General features: G+C 55.1%; 25 protein-coding genes. 9 read left to right on the top strand and 16 right to left on the bottom strand.

Annotated elements, in window-relative coordinates; genetic code table 11:
• Positions 1–46: 46 nt before the first annotated feature.
• Positions 47–3,916, top strand: coding sequence for a choice-of-anchor I family protein (locus CQ018_RS06195; protein ID WP_105549109.1), 3,870 nt, complete (start codon positions 47–49; stop codon positions 3,914–3,916).
• Positions 3,917–4,003: 87 nt separating this feature from the next.
• Here the strand turns inward: CQ018_RS06195 and CQ018_RS06190 are convergent, their stop codons facing one another.
• The 10 genes from CQ018_RS06190 to CQ018_RS06145 form a co-directional block, all read right to left on the bottom strand.
• A complete protein-coding gene (locus CQ018_RS06190; RefSeq protein WP_181149762.1) occupies positions 4,004–4,564 on the bottom strand; it encodes an OmpA family protein in 561 nt (186 codons plus the stop codon).
• Between the two features lie 5 nt (positions 4,565–4,569).
• Positions 4,570–5,157 carry a hypothetical protein gene (locus tag CQ018_RS06185; protein ID WP_105549107.1) on the bottom strand — a complete coding sequence of 196 codons (588 nt, stop codon included), beginning with the start codon at positions 5,155–5,157 and terminating at the stop codon, positions 4,570–4,572.
• 221 nt (positions 5,158–5,378) lie between these two features.
• Positions 5,379–6,194 carry an ABC transporter permease gene (locus CQ018_RS06180; RefSeq protein ID WP_258142414.1) on the bottom strand — a complete coding sequence of 272 codons (816 nt, stop codon included), beginning with the start codon at positions 6,192–6,194 and terminating at the stop codon, positions 5,379–5,381.
• Positions 6,184–7,152 carry an ABC transporter ATP-binding protein gene (locus CQ018_RS06175; RefSeq protein ID WP_105549105.1) on the bottom strand — a complete coding sequence of 323 codons (969 nt, stop codon included), beginning with the start codon at positions 7,150–7,152 and terminating at the stop codon, positions 6,184–6,186. Before CQ018_RS06175 ends, CQ018_RS06180 begins: the two co-directional genes overlap by 11 nt.
• Positions 7,149–8,300, bottom strand: a complete 1,152-nt coding sequence (locus tag CQ018_RS06170; protein WP_105549104.1) for an outer membrane lipoprotein carrier protein LolA — start codon at positions 8,298–8,300, stop codon at positions 7,149–7,151. Before CQ018_RS06170 ends, CQ018_RS06175 begins: the two co-directional genes overlap by 4 nt.
• Before the next feature lie 254 nt (positions 8,301–8,554).
• A complete protein-coding gene (locus tag CQ018_RS06165; RefSeq protein WP_105549103.1) occupies positions 8,555–9,652 on the bottom strand; it encodes an alanine--glyoxylate aminotransferase family protein in 1,098 nt (365 codons plus the stop codon).
• A 129-nt stretch (positions 9,653–9,781) separates the two neighbouring features.
• Positions 9,782–10,366, bottom strand: coding sequence for a dihydrofolate reductase family protein (locus CQ018_RS06160; RefSeq protein ID WP_105549102.1), 585 nt, complete (start codon positions 10,364–10,366; stop codon positions 9,782–9,784).
• 43 nt (positions 10,367–10,409) lie between these two features.
• Complete coding sequence (locus tag CQ018_RS06155) at positions 10,410–10,598, bottom strand: hypothetical protein (protein ID WP_105549101.1); 189 nt, start codon at positions 10,596–10,598, stop codon at positions 10,410–10,412.
• A gap of 175 nt (positions 10,599–10,773) precedes the next feature.
• A complete protein-coding gene (locus tag CQ018_RS06150) occupies positions 10,774–11,817 on the bottom strand; it encodes an LLM class flavin-dependent oxidoreductase (protein WP_105549100.1) in 1,044 nt (347 codons plus the stop codon).
• A gap of 55 nt (positions 11,818–11,872) precedes the next feature.
• Positions 11,873–12,544: an NADPH-dependent F420 reductase gene (locus tag CQ018_RS06145; protein ID WP_105549099.1), complete on the bottom strand. Its 672-nt coding sequence runs from the start codon at positions 12,542–12,544 to the stop codon at positions 11,873–11,875.
• 93 nt (positions 12,545–12,637) lie between these two features.
• Between CQ018_RS06145 and CQ018_RS06140 the strand changes: the two genes are divergently transcribed.
• Together CQ018_RS06140 and CQ018_RS06135 are read left to right on the top strand one after the other, a co-directional pair.
• A complete protein-coding gene (locus CQ018_RS06140) occupies positions 12,638–13,153 on the top strand; it encodes a MarR family winged helix-turn-helix transcriptional regulator (protein ID WP_181149761.1) in 516 nt (171 codons plus the stop codon).
• A gap of 72 nt (positions 13,154–13,225) precedes the next feature.
• Positions 13,226–13,660, top strand: a complete 435-nt coding sequence (locus CQ018_RS06135; RefSeq protein WP_105549097.1) for an acyl-CoA thioesterase — start codon at positions 13,226–13,228, stop codon at positions 13,658–13,660.
• A 110-nt stretch (positions 13,661–13,770) separates the two neighbouring features.
• On the opposite strand, the gene CQ018_RS06130 is transcribed toward CQ018_RS06135, so the two are convergent.
• From CQ018_RS06130 to trxA, 5 genes are all read right to left on the bottom strand, one after another.
• On the bottom strand, positions 13,771–13,971 hold the full coding sequence (locus tag CQ018_RS06130; RefSeq protein ID WP_105549096.1) for a DUF6186 family protein: 201 nt from the start codon (positions 13,969–13,971) through the stop codon (positions 13,771–13,773).
• On the bottom strand, positions 13,968–14,612 hold the full coding sequence (locus CQ018_RS06125; protein WP_105549095.1) for a hypothetical protein: 645 nt from the start codon (positions 14,610–14,612) through the stop codon (positions 13,968–13,970). Before CQ018_RS06125 ends, CQ018_RS06130 begins: the two co-directional genes overlap by 4 nt.
• 52 nt (positions 14,613–14,664) lie before the next feature.
• Positions 14,665–15,072 carry a DUF2695 domain-containing protein gene (locus CQ018_RS06120; protein ID WP_219844004.1) on the bottom strand — a complete coding sequence of 136 codons (408 nt, stop codon included), beginning with the start codon at positions 15,070–15,072 and terminating at the stop codon, positions 14,665–14,667.
• A gap of 149 nt (positions 15,073–15,221) precedes the next feature.
• A complete protein-coding gene (locus CQ018_RS06115) occupies positions 15,222–16,427 on the bottom strand; it encodes a pyridoxal phosphate-dependent aminotransferase (protein ID WP_105549094.1) in 1,206 nt (401 codons plus the stop codon).
• 123 nt (positions 16,428–16,550) lie between these two features.
• Positions 16,551–16,916: a thioredoxin gene (gene trxA / locus CQ018_RS06110; protein WP_105549093.1), complete on the bottom strand. Its 366-nt coding sequence runs from the start codon at positions 16,914–16,916 to the stop codon at positions 16,551–16,553.
• Between the two features lie 485 nt (positions 16,917–17,401).
• Between trxA and CQ018_RS06105 the strand changes: the two genes are divergently transcribed.
• The 6 genes from CQ018_RS06105 (at position 17,402) to CQ018_RS20025 (ending at position 21,468) form a co-directional block, all read left to right on the top strand.
• Positions 17,402–17,956 (top strand): alternate-type signal peptide domain-containing protein, encoded by a 555-nt coding sequence (locus CQ018_RS06105; protein ID WP_105549092.1) that lies wholly within the window; start codon positions 17,402–17,404, stop codon positions 17,954–17,956.
• 25 nt (positions 17,957–17,981) lie between these two features.
• The gene (locus CQ018_RS06100) at positions 17,982–18,569 is read left to right on the top strand and encodes a hypothetical protein (protein WP_105549091.1); all 588 of its coding nucleotides are present in this window, start codon (positions 17,982–17,984) and stop codon (positions 18,567–18,569) included.
• Positions 18,566–19,135, top strand: a complete 570-nt coding sequence (locus tag CQ018_RS06095; protein ID WP_105549090.1) for a signal peptidase I — start codon at positions 18,566–18,568, stop codon at positions 19,133–19,135. Before CQ018_RS06100 ends, CQ018_RS06095 begins: the two co-directional genes overlap by 4 nt.
• Before the next feature lie 2 nt (positions 19,136–19,137).
• Positions 19,138–19,782 carry a hypothetical protein gene (locus tag CQ018_RS06090; RefSeq protein ID WP_146111829.1) on the top strand — a complete coding sequence of 215 codons (645 nt, stop codon included), beginning with the start codon at positions 19,138–19,140 and terminating at the stop codon, positions 19,780–19,782.
• Positions 19,779–20,342 carry a hypothetical protein gene (locus CQ018_RS06085; protein WP_105549088.1) on the top strand — a complete coding sequence of 188 codons (564 nt, stop codon included), beginning with the start codon at positions 19,779–19,781 and terminating at the stop codon, positions 20,340–20,342. Before CQ018_RS06090 ends, CQ018_RS06085 begins: the two co-directional genes overlap by 4 nt.
• Before the next feature lie 160 nt (positions 20,343–20,502).
• Positions 20,503–21,468 carry a hypothetical protein gene (locus CQ018_RS20025; protein ID WP_181149760.1) on the top strand — a complete coding sequence of 322 codons (966 nt, stop codon included), beginning with the start codon at positions 20,503–20,505 and terminating at the stop codon, positions 21,466–21,468.
• 131 nt (positions 21,469–21,599) lie between these two features.
• Here CQ018_RS20025 and CQ018_RS06075 read toward each other — a convergent pair whose 3' ends face one another.
• Entirely contained in the window at positions 21,600–22,400 is an 801-nt protein-coding gene (locus tag CQ018_RS06075; protein WP_105549087.1) for an oxygenase MpaB family protein, read from the bottom strand.
• Positions 22,401–22,433: the final 33 nt, after the last annotated feature.

The following is a 22,433-nucleotide window of genomic DNA, read 5'->3' as shown; positions in this document are numbered from 1 at the left end:
TTAATTGAGGTACACCGCACATCATTCGTTCTTCGTTGGGAAAACCATGTCTAAGCCCAGGGGGCATTTAGCCCGTCTGACGCGTATTTCGGCAGCTATTGCAGCACTAGCACTTGCCGGTTCCACTTTCTATGCAGCTAGCGCTGGTGCACAAATCGTTCCAAGTCCAAGCGGTTACTCCGCGCAGGGCGCAGGCCTTGAGCTTTCTGCCATTGGCACCTATGAGACCGGAGTCTTTGACAAATCTGCCGCCGAAATCGTTACCTATCATGCTGGCTCCCAGCGGTTGTTCGTGGTCAATGCGCAAGCCGGTGCCATCGACGTGCTCGATATTGCTGATCCAAGTAAACCCACCAAACTGTTCTCAATGGCTGGAGCGGGAATCGCTAACTCGGTTGCCGTTCGTGCCGATGGGTTAGGCGTCGTGGCTCTCGAATCCAAACCCAAAACCGCGGCAGGTTCACTGCTCTTCTTCGATGCCACGGCCGATAGTGCAACACCGCTAGGTTCGGTCAAGGTAGGTTCCCTGCCGGATATGGTCAGCGTCTCCGAGGATGGCAAGTACGCAGTCGTAGCCAATGAGGGCGAACCCGCGGATGATTTCAGTTCCGACCCGGAAGGCTCGATCAGCGTAGTCACGCTGCCTTCGACGTTAGGCGCACCAAAACAGTCGGCGGTCAAGACCGCAACGTTCCACGAATTCGAAGCAGGTGGATCCAAAAAACTTGACCCTCAAGTACGCGTCTTCGGTCCAGCCCCGCATGGGAACGACAAACCTGTATCGCGCAACCTCGAACCCGAATACATTGCGCTAAGCAAGACGAAGGCCTACGCGGCATTGCAGGAAGCCAACGCGGTAGCCGAGATTGATCTGGCAACCGCCACGGTTACCGCAATTCGTCCGCTGGGCTTCAAGGATCATTCGCTGGCAGGAAACGGACTTGATGCCTCGGACAAGGACGGGCAGATCAATATTCGTTCGTTCCCCGGGCTCAAGGGTGCCTACATGCCAGATGGCATTAACTCCTACACGGTCGGAGGAAAAACCTATCTAGTCACCGCCAATGAAGGTGATGCCCGCGAGTGGGGCAACTACGCCGAAGGTGCACGAGTCAAGGATCTTGGTCAAGACGGTACTGCTCCGATTTGTGAAGACAGCCCCGCCGCGGCACTAAGCGACAGCAAGGATCTAGGCCGGCTGAATATTAGTCTCGAATCCGGGTTGAACGCGGAAGGCACTTGCTATAAAGAGCTAGTCGCCTTCGGTTCCCGGTCATTCTCCATCTGGACTACCGATGGCAAGCAGGTATTTGACTCGGGCGATGACTTTGAAAAGATCACTTCCGCCGCCAACCCCGAGTTCTTCAATTCAAACCACTCGGAATCAAACCTCGAGGGCCGCAGTGATGATAAGGGACCGGAGCCGGAGAACCTGACCATCGGAACCATCGGCGAGCGCAGCTACGCGTTTGTTGGCTTAGAACGAGTCGGCGGTGTCATGGTCTATGACATCACCAATCCGACGGACAGCAAGTTTGTCACGTACCTCAATAACCGTGATTTTGCGCATTCAGTTGAAGATGGTGGAGATCTCGGCAAGGCCGGAGACTTGGGCCCGGAGGGCCTTGCATTTATTCCTGCAGCCGATTCACCTAACGGTTCTCCGATGTTGGCCATCGGTAACGAGGTCTCAGGTACCACCACGTTGTTCAAAATTTCCGGTAGCGCTGTTCCAGAACCCCAGCCAGAGCCCAAACCCGAGGATGGCACCAAGCTACAGATCCTTGGCATCAATGATTTCCACGGTCGTATCCAGGCCAATGGAGCCGAGGCGGGTGCCGCCGTCCTCGGCGGTGCCGTCAAGGAACTGAAGGAAATAAACCCAAATACGCTCTTCATCTCTGCCGGCGATAACATTGGCGCTTCCACCTTTACCTCGTTCTCCCAGCAGGATAACCCCACAATCGATGCACTCGGTGCCGCGGGTGTTGATGTTTCGGTGGTCGGCAACCATGAATTTGATGCCGGCTTCAAGGATCTGACCGAGCGGGTGATCCCACGCTTTGCCAAGGCCACCGGCCAAGACGGTGCCGAATTCGCGTTGGGTGCCAATGTGTATGAAAAGGGGACCAAGACTCCGGCCTTGAAGGAATATGCAATCCGTGAGGTTGCAGGTCTCAAAGTTGGTTTCATTGGAACTGTCACCGAGTCCACGGCTTCCATGGTCTCCCCCGGCGGGATCACTAACCTAGACTTTGGGAATCAGCTTGAGGCGGCCAACCGGGTTGCAGATCAGCTCACCGATGGCCAGGAGTCAAACGGGGAAGCCGACGTGCTGGTGCTGCTCACCCATGACGGATCGGCATCCTCCAAGTGCGAATCCATTGCCACCGAAAAAACCACTTACGGTGAGTTGGTGCGCGGAGCCTCGGCAAGGATTGATGCAATTATTTCCGGTCACACCCACCAGGCCTATAACTGCTCCTACCCGGTAACGCAGTGGGAAGGTCAGCGCGAACGCCCGGTCATCCAATCTCATCAGTACGGAACCACCTTGGGTTCGGTGCAATTGACAGTTGACCCGAGCACCAAGGAAGTTCTTGCCGCGGACTCGGGTCTACTTGAGCTGACCGCCGAGATCGATGGAAATATCACCCCGAATTACAAGCAGCTGGATTCGGTAGCCAAGATCGTCGATCAGGCAGCGGCAGCGGCCGAGGTTGCCGGGGCTGTCAAGGTCGGTGAGATCAGCGCCGATATTACCCGCGGCGGCAGTGAAGGATCTGACCGTGGGGTTGAATCCTCATTGGGTAACCTCGTTGCAGATATGCATCTGTGGTCAACTTCCAACGAAACTTTTGGTGGTCAGAAGGCCGATATTGGGATCATGAACCCGGGTGGGCTGCGCGCAGATCTACGCTATGGAAGCAATGGGGCCATCAGCTATGAAAGCGCTGCAAGCGTCCAGCCGTTCGGCAATACTCTTATCACCAAGGACCTTACCGGCGCCCAGCTCAAGGAGATCCTTGAGCAGCAATGGCAGCCTGCTGGGTCCTCCCGTCCCAAGCTTCATTTGGGCATCTCAGAGTCCCTGAGTTACGCCTACAGCGAAGACGCCCCACGCGGGGAACATATTACTTCGATGAGTTTCAACGGTGAACCGATCACCGATGAGCAGGTCTTCCGCGTCGCAGCAAATAGCTTCCTGGCCGATGGCGGGGATAACTTTACTACCTTCGCCGATGGAACCAACGCGGCAGATAGCGGTCAGATTGATCTTGTTGCAGCGGTTGAGTACTTCAAGGCACATCAGCTTGTTGAGCCGGCCCCTCTGGGACGGGCCATCACTGAGGGCACCGATTGGGCCAAGGTAGAACTATCAAGGAGCACCCTGGAACAGGGCGAAACCCTGATCGGCGAGATCACCGGGCTGGATGAGGGAGCCCAGGTTGCCGTGGCACTGAGCGCTGATACGGTCATTGCCAAGGAGATCAAACCGGCCGATGCTAACGGCAGCACAAGGTTCGAGATTCCGATTCCTGCCAATTTTGCATTAGGTACACAGACCCTTGCAATTTCCATGGTGGGACGCGAGGACATTGTCTTAGAGGTTGAAATTATCGAGGCTTCGGTGACACCGGAAGAAACTCCGACCCCACACCCGTCACCCGAGACCTCCGTGGTAGCTACCCCGGAGCCTTCACCGGCTCCAGTAGCTCCTGATGACAAGAACGAGCAGGGCAAGAAGCCCGAGGCTGATTCAACCACGCCAGCTTCCGATAAGGTGCCCGGCGGTTCATTGGCCAGCACGGGTGCAACAGTTGGCATGATTGCCGGTGCCGGTGCGTTATTGGCAGCGGTCGGTGGGTTCTTGCTCTGGCGTCGATCCAGGATGAACCAATCCGACGTTAAATAACCAGGACCCCACCCACTGACATACAGACCCGGTGTTTCCCAACCAAGGAAAACGCCGGGTCTTTATGTTGCAAGAATTATTCGGGCATCAACTTTTGTAACTGATTTCTACACGCCGATTCGCGGCAAAGGTATCAAGATCCTTCGGGTCCTCGCGCACCGTCGGCTGCAATGCCGCGTGTCCCTTGACCACGAGCTCTAGGTCGGGTCGGGACTTTTCTATTGCCTTGGCAACCGCTTTGGCTCGACCCGTGGAAAGTACCCGATTATCCACTTTTCCCTTGACCGAGTCGGTATGACCATCAACGTTGACGGTCGCGCCTTGCGGAACTTGAGCAACAAGTTTTTCCAACTTGGCGGATGCACTTGCCGGCATCTTTGAGCTGTCTTGTTCAAATAGAACATCGGCGGCAAGGGAAATAGTTGTCTTTCCTGCCTTGCTATTGACCTGCTCAACTGACTTTACGGAGTCGCTAGGATCCCAGGTCCCGACGCTTTTCTCCGGATCCCACACACGCACAGACTTCGCCAGCTGCGCAGTTGTTGGTTCAGGCAGATCGTTGGGGCTACTAAACTCCGCGTGCGCGGGTGCGAACTGCAACCCCAAAACAACCGAAAGGCCCACGACCGCAATGGTTCGTCGATTCATATTCTTCATCGAGTCACCGGAATATCTACGAATTCTTCCATGGTGTCAATAACGCGCAGATCAAAGGTGGCGTTTTCGTCTTCGGGGGCCGCATACATGCCCCACCAAATGACCGGCTCATGGTTGGTGGTATCTGCGTTAGCTGCATAGGTTGACCAGTGTTGTCCGGTGTCGCTGATCAACGAGTACTCTTTAAGGTTTTCACGGTCAACTAGCTTGGGTCGGATACTCGTTTCCCCAAAGGCTCGGTAGATCGAGGTCTTGGCCGAGTCGCTGATCGAGGAAAGATTTGGAGTAATAACAAGCTGCAATTTCATCGTCTTACCCTCAACGATCAAGGATTGCACGCCAACGGTGACGGTGTCTTTAGCAGATCCCGGGACCTTGAATTCCTGCTCGGCGATCACGGTACCGGCATCAGCAGAGACAACCCGTGGCGGCGCGACATCTGCCGGAGCCACAGAGTTTTCCGCCGCTGCAGACTTATCATCTGTTAGCAGTGCTGGTGCCGGAGCATCATTTTTGGCGCTGCAACCGGTTAGCAGTCCAATTACCATAATCCCTGCTGCGGTACGGGTAAGAAGCTGTCTCATAGTGGTACTCCAAAGGCACAATAGGGGGGCGAAACTTTTACGCTCCACCGGGGGTCTCCCGGTATCACGAATTACCCATCATTCCGGATAGTCCGTCGATTGGCCATATTAGAGACTTGTTGGCTTCGTGTTCGGTATATGAAACGGCTAGAAGGTAGGCACGCTCAATGAGGCACAGCCTGTAGTACCGGCGCCAGCTAAGTTGTATGTTCGTGACAGCCTTAAGAAACGATGCCTTTGCTGGCAAATCGGCCATAGGCTAGGGTTCCAAAAACCAAGAGGTAACCGCCTTGCAGCAGGGCATTTTGCCCATAACTAGACCAGCTGATGGGGTCACGCAAGAGGTCAGCAAAATCAAGCCAATGGTTAGTAAAGAGCCACGGGTGCAGCCAGTCTAGTTGCGGCAGCTGACCAAGAATCTGCGCCACAATTGCCAAGACCGCAACGGCAGCCATGGCCCCGACCGGGGCATCGGTCAACGTGGAAATAAAAAGTCCAAGCGCGGCGAGTCCAAGCAAGGAGAGCGCAATATACAGCGCGATCAGTCCCACGCGTCCCACACCTGCAGCCGCTGAGATGGTGGAACCCGATAGCAATGTCACCGGACCTACCGAGAATAATGCCGCTCCAATTCCTATTCCAGACAACGCAATCATCAGCGTGGCACTGAGGCAGAAGACGGCTGCCACCGCGTACTTCACCGCCAAGAGTTTTGCCCGTGAGACAGGGGAAGTAAGGAGGTATCGCAGCGTTCCCGCCCCGGCTTCTCCGGCGATGGTATCTCCTGCGACCACCGATACCGTCAGCGGTAAAAACAATGGAATACAGACAAACAATCCCGTCACCGCCGTAAAAAGTCCGTTTCCGGCAATCTGGTCGAGGAAAGCGGGCCCACGCCCACTTGGCGGACCAGAGGTTAGCCGCACCGCAACTGCGATGAGCACCGGTACCGCGCCAAGCGCCAGCAACATCGCCCAGGTACGTCGACGCCTGAAGAGCAGGGCTAATTCGTTGAGAAATAATCCACTACTGGGCAAGGTCAAACCCCTCCCCCGTCAGCGCCACGAAACGTTCCTCAAGACTGGGGTCTTTCACAACAAATCCACGCACGCGCACCCCGGCGCGCACCAGCTCTTCAACAATTCGTTCGGGCACTTGAGCATCGGAGCCTAGGACCACCCTTAGTTGGGGGCAATCCCCTTCATGCGTTGGTTCGGGCTTCGTTTCAAGCCCTAGCCGGGCAAATACTTCAATTGCTACATTTGGATCGGGAGTGCGGAGCATGGCCCGATGTTGGCCGGTGCTACGTAATTCTTCCAAGGTTCCTTGGGCCACCAAATTTCCCAGGCTCATCACCGCCACATGACTACACATCTGTTCGATCTCCGAAAGCAGATGGCTTGAAACAAATACGGTGGTGCCCTCAGTGGCTAGGGATGCCACAAGATTTCTTACCTCTCGGGTGCCCTGCGGATCAAGACCATTGGTTGGTTCATCAAGTACCAATAGTTCTCGCTCGCGCAGCAGCGCGTTGGCGATCCCTAACCGTTGTTTCATGCCTAACGAGTAGGCATGCACGGCCAGCTTTGAGGCCTTACCAAGGCCCACTTTTTCCAAGGCTTCTTCCACACGGTTCGAACGGGTGGAACTTGTCGAGGTGCGGTCTGCAGCGTCCAACCGCACGAGGTTAGCCCGACCGCTCAGGAACGGATAAAACGCTGGCCCCTCAATCAGCGCACCAACCCGCGGCAGCACGCTGGCCGCAGACTTGGGCATGGGCTTATTGAGCAAGGAGATATTCCCCGAATCGGGGGTTACCAAGCCCAGCAACATGCGGATAGTGGTTGTTTTTCCGGAACCGTTCGGTCCCAAAAACCCAAAAACCGACCCATGTGGCACCGCCAAATCGAGATTTGAAACGGCTTGACGCTTGCCAAACTTCTTACCCAACCCGGTGGTTTGTATGGCTAACTTGGCAGTTGCGGTGGCGTTCATTGGCCGTTGGCCACTGCTTGTAATCGATCTAGCGATACCGCTCCGAGAACCATTCGACCGTCATTGGTCAGGAGAACATTCACTAGCGAGATGTGCAATAGTTTGCCGCCCTCCACCGGTGTTGCCAGCTGCTTGAGCATCTCGTTCGCCGCTAGCTCCTTTGGAACATCCTTGGCCTCAATGACCACCACCGAATCCCACCCGGTGCCATGTACAGCATCGTTTATGTCATGCGCACTGCCGGGTTGATCAGTTGCGTTCTTATGATCCTTCAGCTGCGACTTAGCTTCGTGTGGGATTTTAGCTTCGCTGATATGTGCCCCGGCCGGAGGTGTAAATTCGAAGAGTTTGGCATCGGGTGTTTCCGGAGTAAACGAGGTAAATCCCATGGAGACTGCAGGGGTCTGCTGATCCACCGCGTCGACAACAACCTGAAGCGGGGCACCTGTTTGGGCATCAACGCCGATACTTACCTTTGCTACAAGGGAATCATCACTACGTGGCACTAGCTCGAGGGTGTAGGCATCTCGCCCAGCGATGCGGGTTCCATCTTGCATACTCATCTCGGTGTGTGGATCCACTAGCGTAAGTAGCGAATCAGTAAGCTCTGCCGGAGTCGGTGGGGTTCCTCTCCGTTGTGGAATCTTCATCGAGGTCGTCTCGGGCAGGGTGCCCTTGGTGACCGTATTGTCGCTCGAATCGTACTTCCAGATCGTTGTTCCGTTGCGGATAAAATCTTGTTCGTCCATCGAATCCATGACCTGGACTCTTGCCTTATCAGGTCCATCAATAAAAATTCTGGCCTCATGCGTTCCGGAAATTGCCGAGAGTGCAGAGAGCACGTTGGCCTCGGGACTCGTTGTGGTCCCCGATTCGTTTGGTGTATCTGGCACTACGTCGGGTTTATTCATCATTCCCGTGCCACCCAGATCCGGTAGCGGTGGGATTCCAAGGTCTACGGTGGCGGTGGTGGTTCCGGAAAAATCGGTGAGCTTAGAAGAAGCGATCAGTTCCAAGAGCTGCTGTGGCGTTTTGGGTTCGAGATTTACCTGAGCCTTTGCCGACACCGAGGCACCCACGGCAAAGGCAACAATGACGGCCGGGGCGAGCACCGCCGGTATCCATTTCTTGAGCACAACGGGTTTCATAATCTTTGTCCAGTTCAAACGAAGCGTTAACCCCACGGTACGCCGTAGCTCGATTCTTGGCGATGGGTCAGGATGCACTTCGGACTGCCAAGAAGCTGTGTGTTAGCGTCCCTCTCTCGTTTGGCAGGTCTCCCCGACGCAATAACGGCCAATGACTCTTCCCCTGTCACTAACTCCGGCTACAACAGAACGGCTCTTCTCCATGATGTGGAGAAGAGCCGTTCTGTCCTTAGAGCCTGTATGACTCGATAAAATTACGCCTTGGCAATTGCTTCCTTCAGCGCTGCAAGAATCAACGCAACGGAGGCCGGGTTGGCGTTCGGGCCCATCAGACCAATGCGCCAAACGGTGCTCGCGTATTTGCCAACGCCACCACCGATCTCAATGTTGAAACGCTCCAGCAGGTAGGAACGCACCTTGGCCGAATCGACACCTTCTGGAACATACACGGTGGTCAGCTGAGCCAGACGGTGTCCTTCGGCGGCGAAGAGCTTCAAGCCCATCTCTTCGAGGCCATCCTGCAGTGCCTTGCCGGCTTCCTGGTGACGGATGGTGACAGCATCGAGGCCTTCGGCGAGGATGCGATCAATTCCTGCTTCCAAAGAAGCAACCATTCCCACCGGGGCGGTGTGGTGGTAGGTGCGTCCGCCGCCGGCTGCACCGGTGGTGTAACCGCCCAGCAAACCGAGATCCAGGTACCAGGACTGTGGCTTTTCCACGCGGCGCGCAAAGGCGCGATCGGAAATGGTGAACGGTGCAAGGCCCGGGGCAACACCAATGCACTTCTGGGTTCCAGCGTATCCAACATCGATCCCCCACTCATCGGCGAGCACCGGCATGCCACCAATGGAGGTAACGGCATCAACGATCAGTAAGGCATCGCCCTTAATGGCACCGAGTGCCGCAATATCGGAGACAACACCCGTACTTGTTTCCGCATGGACTGCAGCAATAACCGTCGGATTAGGGTGTGCATCGGCAACACGCTGCGCATCAACGGGAGTGCCGTACTCATGATCAACGCGAATGACTTCGGCACCGGCACGCGCCGCTACCTCGGTCATGCGCTCGCCAAAGAGTCCGTTGACGGCAATAACTGCAATATCGCCGGGCTTGACGGTGTTCACAAACGCGGCTTCCATGCCTGCGGAGCCGGTGGCGCTCAGTGGGAGAGTTCGCGCGTTGGTCGTTCCCCACAGGGTACGCAGACCTTCACAAGTGCGGTCCATGCGGGCAATGAATTCTGGGTCAAGATGACCGATCAGCGGAAGTCCAAGTGCTGCTGTTGCTTCCGGGTACGGATTGCAGGGGCCGGGGCCGAAGAGATGGCGGACTGGAACAATCTGGGTCATCTGGAATTCTCCTTGGTTGAGCGTGATTCGTGCGTCACATCTGCTTCCACCTTATGCGCAGAGCAGGAACCTGTCAGGAACAGTCCTGAAGGCATGGTGAAATCTCAACCGCAGGAGTCTGCGAAAGGTTCAGAGTTCGGGGCGATACACGGCAATGATCACGCCGGTTGAGGTGGTGATGGCTTCTTCAAGATTGAAGTTCATCTGCGGCAATGATTCGGTAAACATGCGTGATCCTTGGCCCAGGACTAGTGGGTGAAGCAGTAGTGTGTATTCGTCTACCAGTCCTGCGCCCATGAGTCCCTGAAGCAGGTTTCCGCTTCCCATGCACAATAAATCTGGGCCGTCTTGGGCTCGTAGCTCGGCAACGGCCTGGACTGCGTCACCGTCCAAGAGTTTTGAGTTCGCCCAAGCTAGAGGTTCGTGCAGTGTTCTCGAGGCAACATATTTGGTGAGGTTGTTGAGCAGATCCGTGAATGGATTATCCGTTTGGGTGGTCCAGAATGATGCGAAGTCTTGCCAGGTTCGTCTGCCCAGCACTAATTCATGGGGTGTGCTCATGCCTTGACCCAAATATTCGCCGAGTACGTTATCGGCATAGCTTTGCGCCCATCCACCCGCGGCAAACCCATGGCGTGTGTCCTCTTCCGCGCGGCCCGGAGCCTGCATGACCCCATCGAGCGTCAGATTATTGAGCATCGTAAGTTTCCGCATGGCTTGAGGCTAACCCGCTCGAGTGGTTCTGAGCAATGGTTCACTAACCAGCGCTACTGCCTATGACCCGGCGGTCTCTGTGTTCTTCCTGCGCGCTAGGTTCGCTTTCTTCGATAGGGTCCGTGCCATCCGCCGTGGCTAGCCGAAGCCGTTCGTCACTGGGGATTTCTCCGTGCGGGGTCCGGTCGTAGAACTTTTTGTAGCGTTCATCTTCGTGATGATGGTTTCCCATGTCTGTACCCTTCACTACGCGTTACCGATAGTTCAACGGTGGCACCGGCATTCCCACATAGCAAGGGGTGCTTGCCCATGATGAGCTAAATATTGGTTTGGGATACAGAAAGGTTGGGGAGGGAACTTCTGTGGTTCCATCCCCAACCTTTCTACACGCTTATTTCAGTGCGGTGTTACTTCTGTGCCAACAGGCGTTCAACGCGCGGCTTGACCTCGGTGGCCAGCAGCGTGATCGACTCAAGTAGCTGTTCCTGCGGGATGCCACCAATATCCATCTGCAGGAAGTGGCGCATGTGGCCTAGGTATCCGTGCAGGTGGGCAATGCGTTCTGCGACCTCGTCCGGGGAGCCAACGTAGTAGGCACCCGGAGCGTCGGCCTGGGCTAGGTAGGCGCGCTTATCCGGCGCTGGCCAGCCACGCAGTCGACCCATTTCCACGTTGAGGTTATGCCAGCCCGGGTAGAAACGCTCGAGTGCCTCGGCTTTGGTGGGGGCCACGAAGCCCAACGCGCCAACTGACACCTTGAGCGCTTCCGGCTTGTGGCCCGCTGCGGCGCCGGAACGGCGGTAGAGTTCCGTCAGCGGTGCGAAGCGATGTGGCGCTCCACCAATAATCCCGTAAGAAACCGGCAGGCCCAACTGTCCGGCGCGTGCCGAAGAGCTAGCGTTGCCACCTGTTGCCAGCCAGATCGGGAGCTTGCCCGAGGCCGGACGCGGCACCACGGCGAGGTCATCGAGTGACGGGCGTACGGTTCCGGACCACGTGACGTTTTCGGTCTCCGAATCATTGATGGTCATCAGCAACTCAAGCTTTTGGGCGTAGAGGTCGTCGTATTCTTCGAGGCTGTGTCCGAAGAGCGGGAAGGTCTCCACCGAGGAGCCGCGGCCGGCGGTAATTTCTACGCGTCCACCACCGGAAATGGCATCTGCTGTAGCGAATTGCTGGAAAATGCGCACCGGGTCATCGGTGCCAATAATGCTTGCAGCGCTACCAAGTTTGATCTGTGTGGTGGCTGCGGCGGCGGCGGCAATCATGGCACCGGGCGAGGAAGCTGGCATGGTGGTTGTGTGGTGTTCTCCCACCCCAAAGTAATCAAGTCCCACGTCGTCGGCATGTTTAATTGCCGCGAAGAGATTCTGGATTGCTTCTGTGGTTGAGCGCAGCGAGCCGTCAGCATTGAGCTGTGAATCGCCGAAACTGTAGGCACCGATTTCCATGGTGAATTGTCCTTAAAGGTGTGAAGTTTCAATAGGTCGGTCAAGCAAAAATGTTTTAGGCGGAGATGAGGTTTCCGTGTAGCTTGGCGTAGAGTTCCTCTGCGCTGAAGCGGCCATTGAACACATCGGTTCCGGGTTCGTAGTTTTTGCCAGCGGCAAGTGCTCCGGCATCTACCACGTCGAATCCGAGGGCATCGATAAACGCTGCCACCTGATCCTTGGCCCCTTGGTGATCGCCGGCAACGGCCAGCGCCCTGCGATCTGCGGTGCTGAATGGCAGCGCGTCCGGCTCCATCTCGTGGTATCCAATGTGGTTGAAGGACTTTACGAGCTTGGATTCTGCGAGGTGCGCCGCGACAACTTCCGAGGAGGTGCGCTCATCAACTTCGAAGTCAGCGATATCGCCGTCGGTGACCGACCAATAGTTCATTGCATCGATTACCGTCTTACCGGCCAGCGTTTCGGCGCCAACGCTCTTGTACTTGTGAAGTGGCACTGCAACAACCACGATGTCGGCTTCTGCCGCTTCATGGGCATTGACGGCTTCGGCACCCGGGGTGACGATTTCAATGATTAGTGCGTTATCCGCGGCGGGTTTGGAAGTTGCGATTTTCACTTGGTAGCCAGCTGCAATTGCCAAGCGAGCAATGGCGGTGCCCACTCGACCGGCGCCAAGAATGCCGATCGTTCCGCGAGTTGCCACGTGTTCTTGTGCGCCGATGTCCATGCGTCCTTCTTTCCACAAATATATGTTGTACTACAGACTATATTGGTTACAGATCATCTGCGCAACACCACATCATCGGTTATGATGGATATCATGAACAGCCAACAGATACCCCTAGCCACACAGGACAAGCCCCTTCCCGGGTTCATCCCCGGCGATCTTGCCTGGCACCTAGGCATGATTCTGCGCGGCCACCAAACTCTCTTTGCACAGGCTGTCGAGGAAATCCCGTGCTCGGTACGTGGTTACCAAATGCTTTCCACCGTGGTGCACCACGATCCGGCTAACCAGCAGGCACTGGGCGCACACCTTGGCATTGACCGCACGGTACTGACCTATCTGATCGACGATCTGGTCACCGCAGAACTCGTAGATCGCATTCCGGCACCGACGGACCGTCGCGCTCGCAAGATCATTGCAACGCCCAAAGGCCTAGAGCTCTTACAGCGGCTTGAAACGCGCGTCGCCCAGGCAGAACAGACACTGCTGACCGGCCTAGATTCAGCAGAAACCAGCGCACTGGCAGGCCTCTTGGGCAAATTATCAATGTCGGTACATAGCTCCCAGCCCGGCGCCAATCCCTGCGAGGCGATGGATCACCTGGGCTAGATAGCCCCGCGACGCGCATGGCACTTGTCACTAACCTCGTGCGTTGAGCCGCACGAGCCATAGAATCAAGCCATGACGCAAGGTGATATTACTTTCCACACCCGCAAATGGGTTCGTCCCGAAGACCTTAATGCCAACGGGACGCTCTTCGGTGGCTCGTTGCTGCGTTGGATCGATGAGGAAGCCGCAATCTACGCAATCGTGCAGCTCGGCAACGGATTCGCCGTAACCAAATACATGTCGGAAATTAACTTTGTTTCCTCGGCCCAGCAAGGTGACCTCATTGAAATGGGTCTGACTGCCACGGCTTTTGGTCGCACCTCGCTGACTATGCGTGCCGAGGTACGCAATATGTTCACCCGCCAGTCGATTCTTACCATTGAAAAGATTGTCTTTGTGAACATGGGACCAGACGGAAAACCTGCACCACATGGCTTTTCGGAGATCACCTATGACCGAGATCGGATTCCCGCCGAACACCTAAAGATTGTTCACCCCGAAGACTAGATACCTTTTCCATCACGGAGTTTTGATGTCGCGGCGAGTTCAAGGGAACTTGCCGCGACATTTTGCGTCCTGGCAAACTTTCACCGTGAGGATTCTTAGCGGTGTTAGGGTTATCCATCGAGCAAAAAGTGCCAACCGAACCACCAGACGAAGATCAACAATGTCATCCTTGCCGCACGGTTCTGCCAGATCAGGCTCAGTACATCCGTGGGGCTCGCCCACATATTTGGCCAGAACCTCGAAAACAAAATCAAGGCACCCAGCATCAACGGCACACTCAGGTAACCAATAATTGCAATATCCCGTGTCATATCCGATTCCTGCCGTTCGCTCTGGGATGCGGCACGACCAACAGTGCGCACCCTGTCATCCACAGCAGCGTCAGCAGCCACCTCGTACTCATGCCCTGAAACGCGGGTTCCACAAGATCAGTGAGTGGTGGGTAGATGCTCTCCAGCTCCGGGTTCAGATGTTTGGTGAAGTACATCCACAACTCCCAAAAGCAAAGAAACAGCACCACTACACACAACCCCAGCGCGGTATTTCTGTGCTGCGGCCCCAACATTCGCGGGTTCGAAACGGCTTCGGCCTTTGGGTCTATGCGCCAACCAAGAATCATGATTCCCGCACCAGTGCCAAGTAGCAACACAACGAGCCAAGCCCCCAGGGGAAGCAAAGCCGCAACAGTAGCAAGTAGTGGTAACAGCACGATCAGCCACCACGGATGAAACTGGCTCGAGGAATGCCTGTCTCGCTGCACCTTGGCATCTGTACTTTCTTGCCTTCCGTTAAGGATCAGCGCCACAGCCAACACAAGATAGACACCACCATCTGCTGGTGATCCACGGTAGAAGTGGAAAACTGAGGTCAGCAACAACACCAAGATCGACCCACATGTCAGCCAGCGTTGAAAACTATTTCCACCGCCACCAGCCACGGTTCTGCGGTCCATCTTTCCAGTACAACATCGTTTTCACGCGTCAGGATAGGGACTTTAGGCAGGGTCAGGATGCCTTGCGATTCTTATAGACGCCCCCACCCCATTGAATTCCCGAACGCATCAGCCACAGCCCACAGGGCTGAATGGTTCCACGCCTGACGGTCATACACACGGGCGGGTTATTCTCATCAATGCCGCCAGATTCACCAAGCTTCCACATGGGTTCGTTGGGATGGAACACGTTGGCGATGACCTCGCAATCGCAATAACCGCCAAGTAGCGGAAATTTGCGCTCCAGCGCGGTGGCACGTGGCGCCCTCATGTCACGGTAAGTTAGCGACCATTTCAGTCCATCGCAGCCGTGTTCAAGCATGCGAAAAACATAGCAAGCCAAGCATTCATTACTCAGCGGCAGCCGTGAGCGCACAACTTTCAGCGCGTCCCTAAGCTTTGGGTCAAGATAGTTTTCCACTGGATCCTCCTCGAAGTTCGTCCCTCAAGGATGTGCGGTCAGGCTACATGGCAGATCTACATGGCCGGAAGTTGTGGAAAATGACCTATACGCAACCCAGCTGCTGGAAGCGGTGCGGAAAAGTCACCCGGATAGATTGCTGATTCGACTTAGCGCGCTTGCTGGAAACGCACGATTCGCTCAATAGCTTCCTGTACTTGAGCAAGACCCGCAGCAAAGCTCAGCCTAACCCGTTGACCACCATCAACCTTGTCAAAATCAACTCCCGGAACAATTGCAACGCCTTCGGCTTCCAGCAGTGCAGCACAGTACGCGCTCGAGTCGGGGAAGGACCCAAGCATCTGTCCAAGTTCGGCATAGAGATAGAACGCACCATCGGCCGGTGCACATTCGCCCCAGCCCAAGCGCGGCATTGCTTCAAGCAGCGCGGCACGGGCCTTGGCAAACTCGTCAACCCGGCTTTCCGCCTCCGCATATGACTCGTCGGTGAAGGCGGCAAGCGCAGCATATTGTGCCGGAGCAGGCGGGCATAGAGCCAGATTGCCGGCCAATGCGTCGACAGTGCCAATCAGGTCATCGGGGACCAACGCCCAGCCCAAACGCCATCCAGTCATCCCCCAGTATTTAGAGAAGCTGGAAATGACAACACTGTCCTTATCAAGTTCCCAGGCACTCACCGATCTGCGGGCTTCGGCACCCGCTTCAGGGTAATCGATTCCGTGATAAATTTCGTCACTAATCAGTCGAACCCCATGATCCTTGCACCAAGCACCCAAGTCACCAAGTTCGGCGCCCGAAACCATGGTTCCAGTTGGATTAGCCGGGGAGGCGAGCATCAGCCCATCAAGTTCACCATGCTCTTCCCACGCCGCTTCAAGCAACTCAACGCTGGGCTGATATCTAATTTCTGGACCTGCTGCCAATTCAATAACCTCGACGCCCAAGGTACGCAGAATGTTCGCATAGGCGGGGTAACCCGGCCGCGCCAAGGCCACTTTATCCCCTGCGTTAAATGAGGCAAGAAAGAGCAACATAAAAGCACCGGAGCTACCCGTGGTTACCGCAATGTTTGCTGACGGGACGTCAATATTGTACCAACGCTTGTAGTGCCCGGCGATCGCTTCGCGAAGTTCAAGAATGCCCAGCGGCGGCGTATAAGTCATGGGAGTACCAGCCGTATGGATTTCTGCAGCCCGCTTGGAGACTGCCGTAGGCGCTCCGTCACTTGGTTCACCGGCGCATAGGGAAATAACGTCGCGTCCGCTAGCGCGTAGCGCAGCTACTCGGTCAAGAATGCTCATGACTTCAAAGGCTGGGACCTTTGCTCGTTCGGCGACCTTGAGTTTGCGCGACATTTTTCCTCCACTTGCTCTCTACTTTTGCTGCGCTTCTACCCTTTCATAGGAGTAGTGGAATACAGCTGTGACTCCGGCTCGGTTACGAAACCAGTCCGGAGCCACACGATAGGCAAATAAGTTTTATGCGTCTGCGCGCTGGGCAATATCTTTCTTGATTGCATCCATATCAAGACCCTGGATCTGAACAATGAGATCCTCGAGTGCTTCGGCGGGCAATGCACCTGGCTGCGAGAAAACGAGGATGCCATCATGGAAGGCCATCAACGTTGGAATCGAGGTGATGTTTGCTGCCGCGGCAAGCTGCTGTTCGGCTTCGGTGTCGATCTTGCCAAAGACTATGTCTTGGTGCTTTTCGCTCGCCGCTTCAAAGATCGGGGCAAAGTTGCGGCACGGGCCACACCACGCAGCCCAGAAATCGACGATGACAGTTCCCGGGGCCGAGATCATTGATTCAAAGTTTGCGGCGTTTAGTTCTACGGAAGCCATATGGTGCTTCATCCCTTCGGGAATGTCTGAGTTAGAGACAGCGGATGCGTCCCAGATAGTCCAACCATACCCAGAGGGGTATTATTCCTCATGGATAATATTTTCGTTTTCTGTGAAGGAACTTCATCATGTGCAAAAAGATCACCTGTGAATACTGTGCCAAGCCAACTTGGGAAGGCTGCGGCGAGCACATTGAAGATGCGCTCGGTGACGTCGCAGTTGCAGACCGCTGTACCTGCAAGTAGCCGAAAGTAAACAATCAATAGCCGTCGGGCCAATAAGTCAAGCCACTTGATCCGACGGCTATTTGATTCTGAGAAAGCCATAGTCAGACACGACTAAAATCCCTACACTCACACTCTGAGTGATCAGATCAATGATAATGAAGCTTTCATTGTGCGGTAATAATTTGAGTTTGTAGACATATCAGATTGAATGGCGATGGTGCCTACTGGGGGGCACATTGAGTGTGAGGATATTTAGTCATGAAGAAGGTTACAAAGGCTACTATTGCCGCAGCAGCTGCTGGAGTATTACTACTGGGTGGGGCCGGGACCATCGCACAATGGTCCGACACCAAAAACCTCGACGCTGGATCCGTCTCCACCGGTCATCTGACACTCGACGCAACCACCGCAGGGACTTGGAGCGATACCAGCCCGAATGCCGCAAATACTACGTTTGATCCAGCCTTGGATCACTTGGTTCCGGGCGACACCGTCGTTTTTGAACAGACCGTAAAAATAGGGGCCGACGGCAAAAACCTCAAGGGTGAACTTGTCGTCGGGAATCTTGATTCTGTCGTTCCGGCGACGTTAGTAGGACAAGTTACAGTCGCGGTTGTTCCAAATCCAATTGACCCGAAGCTGACAACGTCCGGTAGCGTTGTCTCTTTCTCCGAGCCCGGCAGCTTCGAAGTTCCCGTGACAATCACTGTCGCATTTGCCAAGGGCACCCCCGGTTCAACACCGGTGTCCACCATGGAGCAAGAAATGCTTCTTACCGATTTGGCTCTGACTCTTAACCAGGTCAGCCCATAGCCGGAACTAAACCACAGTTTTCTGGATGCCTAAACAGCTGAAGGTCGCAATTGCAGCGGCCGTACTTTTGGTGCTCTTCATGAGCTCTCAAGGTACGGCCGCTCTTTGGCATGCCAAAGGAAGTATGGGTGTTGGTTCCATATCCACCGGAAGTCTGTATCTGCTAGCCGGCAACGCTTCTAAGGCTCAACAAGATTATGCATTCACTGAGCTAAATAGAACCAATCTAATCCCGGGCCAGTTTGTCCAAGCGCCCTTGGTCATCAGCAATGGTGGCACCACGGACTTGGCCTACGATCTGGCCGGCGCATCTACTTTTCCTACCTCGGCAACAGCTGCGGACAAGGCTCTTTCAACACACAGCGTATTAACCATTAAGGCCGGCATGAGCGCTCCAAGCTGTGCCGCTCGCAACGCACTGACAGATCCTCTATACAAGGGCCCGGCCAATGCCGCTGCTACGTTGGGCAAGGTTCGAAATCTGAGCGCAGGCGAAGACAGCTCCAGCTCAGAAACTCTCTGTATTCGCATCGAAATTCCATCACATACACCTCAAGCTGCAGCAGGTGGGAAATTGAATCTTGTGCTGAACTTTGTGGGGCAGCAACAATGAGTGAACTGACACGCGCCCAGCTCCGACGTGAACGGGAAAAAACAAGCGCGCTTTGGTGGATTGCGCAAACCTCATCATGGCTGGCACTTTTTATCGTCGTGTCTCTGCTTGCAGTGATGATAGGTATTCCGCGTCTTGGCGGCGCCACCGCTTACACGGTACTTACTGGCTCTATGCGGCCAGGATTTCCTCCTGGCACCCTCATGGTGGTCAAACCCGTCGATCCTAACGAAATTCGTCCCGGTGACGTGGTGACGTATCAGCTTAAGCCTGGTGAGCCAACGGTGGTCACTCACCGAGTGGTTGGCGTAGGTAAAACTGCAGGAGGGGAACAGCGATTTACCCTCCGTGGAGATGCTAATAATGCCAACGATCCTTTGATTCTTCCCGAACAGATCCGGGGAAGCCTCTGGTATTCAGTTCCGATCCTTGGTTTTCTCAACTCTGCCATTTCGGGAGAACAACGTACGTGGCTTACCTGGCTCGCCGTCGGAGGACTGTTGACCTACGCCTTTGTCATGCTGATCGGCGCGTGGCGCGAAAAACGAACGGTGAAGAGCACATGATCATGCGCAGATTCATAAGTAGCTTCATTGCGGGCGCTGCAACGCTTATGTTCTTCGGTTATGTTCCAGTCGACGCGCAGGCTTACGCAGACGTGCCAACAGATGCAGGCCTTAGCTACAGTACAGATGGGATTAATTACTCTGCCGAACCTCCACCGCTCTTTGCGAACATGCCTAAGCTGACCCCCGGCGAAGAATTTGAAGGGGTGCTGTGGATCCGTAATTCGCGCCCGCACGCCGTAGATTTCTCCCTACAAACTAACCTAGCCGATGATTTCACTGGAATTTTAGTGGGAACGAAAGCTTCCGGTATATCTACTCTGGGTAGCGGAGAAGCTACCGCTGTTACCGTACGGGTGTGGTTGCCATCAACTGCTGGCAACGAAACCCAAGGCAAGAATTCAGAACTAATACGCATGACAGTGCAGGCAAGCGAATCTAACCCCTCACCGACTGCGCCCGAGCAGCTAGAGGAGCAAGCCCCAGGCAAGTCAGTTTTACCTTCGCCGGGAGTTTTGGGAGAAACAGGATATTCGGCCGGACTCCTGCCACTGGCTCTCGGGGCATTGGTGACCGGCGGAGTGTTATTTGCAAGGTCACGGCGACGTCCTCAGCAATCAATCAATACAGCTAGGAATCTACTATGAGCAGGCAAGGGATGCAGGTCAAGGCCTTGCTATCCATGGGTATTCTTGTAGGTATTGGTGCCGTGTCAACGCTAGCTGCCTGGACGGGAACCGCTACTGCAACCTCCACCGTGAGCGCTGCCACTGTCGCACTAGGAGTGGGCAAGACAGCCACGGATTCGCCCACATACACGGTGCCGTTGAGTGGTTCTGCATGGTACCCAGGGATGAGCCAGTCCGCTGTCGTCGTTGTCAAAAATTCGAGTTCCATAGCCGTCACCTATACCATCTCCGGCAGTACTACTGAAACAGGCGGTGGCAAGCTAGGCAATGCCTTGAATGTCGTTGTTACAGATGGAGCGATCGCTGGGTCCGCACCGAACGCCATCTGCGAAGGAACTCCCCTGCTGAGCAAGGGCGCCACGCAACCGTTCCCCACAGCGCAACCACGTCCTTCACTAGCGCCCGGCGCATCCGAAACTTTGTGCGTGCAATATTCGTTGCCTACCTCCGCAGCCAACACCTTGCAAGGGAATTCAACCACCGTGAAATTGACGTTTACAGCTTCGGTAGGTTCCTGATATGCGCAATGACCACCAGCCTTCGAACCCAATCCCAAAGACAAATCATTGGCAGCGGTGGGCACTAAACATCGGCGCGACTCTTGGCTCCTTGTGCCTAATACTGGCGGTTCTAACGCTCGTATTTGGTTTAAAGCCACTGGTCTTTGCTTCGGGTTCCATGGGACCGAGCATCCCCACTGGTTCATTGGGGTTTGCTGTACCTACACCGGTTGCCGAGGTGGTTCCCGGACAAGTTGTATCGGTTGTGAACACCGATGGCATTCGACTTACGCACCGCGTGGTGGAAAATCTGCCCGAAGGTTTGGTTCTGAAGGGGGACGCAAATAGCGTCGCCGATCTTCAGCCGTACCAGGTATCTAGCGCCGACCGGCTCATAGTCAGCGTACCTTTTTTGGGCTATGTGCTGACCTGGTTTAGTCAGCCTTGGGCGTTCTTCGTTGGCGGTCTGTTGTGCGCTTATCTGCTGTATCTTGCTTTCTTCCGGCGCGAACCCCGCAGAGATTCGAACGACAATAGTCCTGGATCTTCTGCAGCACTTCATTCTGAAAGTTCTGTCACCATAGGCGCCGACGCCAAAGTTCACACGACTTCCAGAAAACTTTCACTGCTAAAAATCGGCACGATCCTCACCGCGCTAGCCGTTGTGCTGCCGTTAGCGGCCGCGAACAGTGTCGAGCGAACACTTGCAGTATGGAGCTCCTCGTCCAGCGCAGGAACGCTGATACAAGCAGCAACGATGCCTGCGCCAACGAATCTTTACTGTGGGGCAGGCACAAATAAACAGGAAGTGATTGTCCGTTGGTCAGAACCAAAAAACGTTCCGGTAGCAGTGGAAGAATACAAGATCATCGTAACCGCGAAAGATGAAACTGCGTCTATCAAAGTACCTGCAGGGTCAACGTCATATACCCTTTCAATTGCTAACGATGCGGGTGGGCTTTTGGGTACCGTCGTAGGTCTTTTGGGTGGCCTACTACAGCTTTTGCTCGGAGGTGCGGTGAACGTAAGTTTCAGCGTAGTGGCGATTTACCCAGGAGACTGGGAATCAGCTTCCGTTTCAAATATCAGCATTGCAAAGATCTCAAAACCCCTGCTAACGCCAACGCAAATTTCCTGCAACTAACCGTTTGCTATAAGTCACGTGTACATGTTTGGGCAGCATCGAGCAGATGCGTCGATATGCGGTTCCAACAGTTAGGTTTCAACCGCGGCAAAACCACGACCAACCACATCCAAGGCCAATAATTCGACGACTCAAGATTCAAGACGCCGCAGATAGTAGCGCATCGGAAAATGCCGGATTGCTGGCGGAAGCACGCGCATACCAAACTTGGCACAGCGCAACACGCGCTCCATGGCTCGTTGTTGTTTGTGGTTCCAGCTAAAGCCATAGAGCTCACGCAGTTCCGGTCCCAGCAATCCCAGGGTCATGAGTTTGGCCAGCGGCATCAGAAGCCGCACCCACAAGGGTGCAGATTTTGCTTCAAGTAGCTGTGTAGCAACTTCCCGTACCGTCTCATCAACGTTGAGTTGTGAGCTGGTTTCCGCCCAATAGGCGGCAAACTCTTGACGGTTCGCGGGCCAAAAGCCTGCCGGCATGCCCAGCTCGGTACCCAGCACCGCATACTGCTGGAAGAGCTCTTCGGCTTCTTCCTCGCTAAGCGGCTCGAACACTAGCTCGTGAATCTGCATTGCCGAGTCATAAAGGGTTGCCGCAACCCACAATTGAAGGCGCGGATCACGTGCGGAATAGGCAGGATGTGAACCGTCTTTGGCCGCTGAGGCCTTGACCGGTGCATGCGCAGTATTGACGATTTCACGCACCTTGGCCCGGTGTTCATCGGTGCCGTTGCTCAGTGCGTAAATATAGGTCAGTGTTCCGTGTAGCCTTCCCACAGGATTGGCGGCAAAGTTTGAATGCCTCGCTACCCCGTACCCTACCTGGGGCATGGCCAGTTGTAAGAGGATCGCTCGTCCGGCGCCCAGCAGATAGACGCTTTCCGGGGCATACCGGCTCAGCACCGTTTCACCGCCACTGGTCAGTGTTTGTGCCATATGTCCTGCGCTCCCCGCCTTGCTGAAACCCTA

The sequence above is a fragment of the Arthrobacter sp. MYb227 genome (genome assembly GCF_002975435.1).
Taxonomy (GTDB): Bacteria; Actinomycetota; Actinomycetes; order Actinomycetales; family Micrococcaceae; genus Paeniglutamicibacter.
Note: the sequence above shows the minus strand (reverse complement) of the source record. Positions and strands in the feature narration are given on the sequence as shown.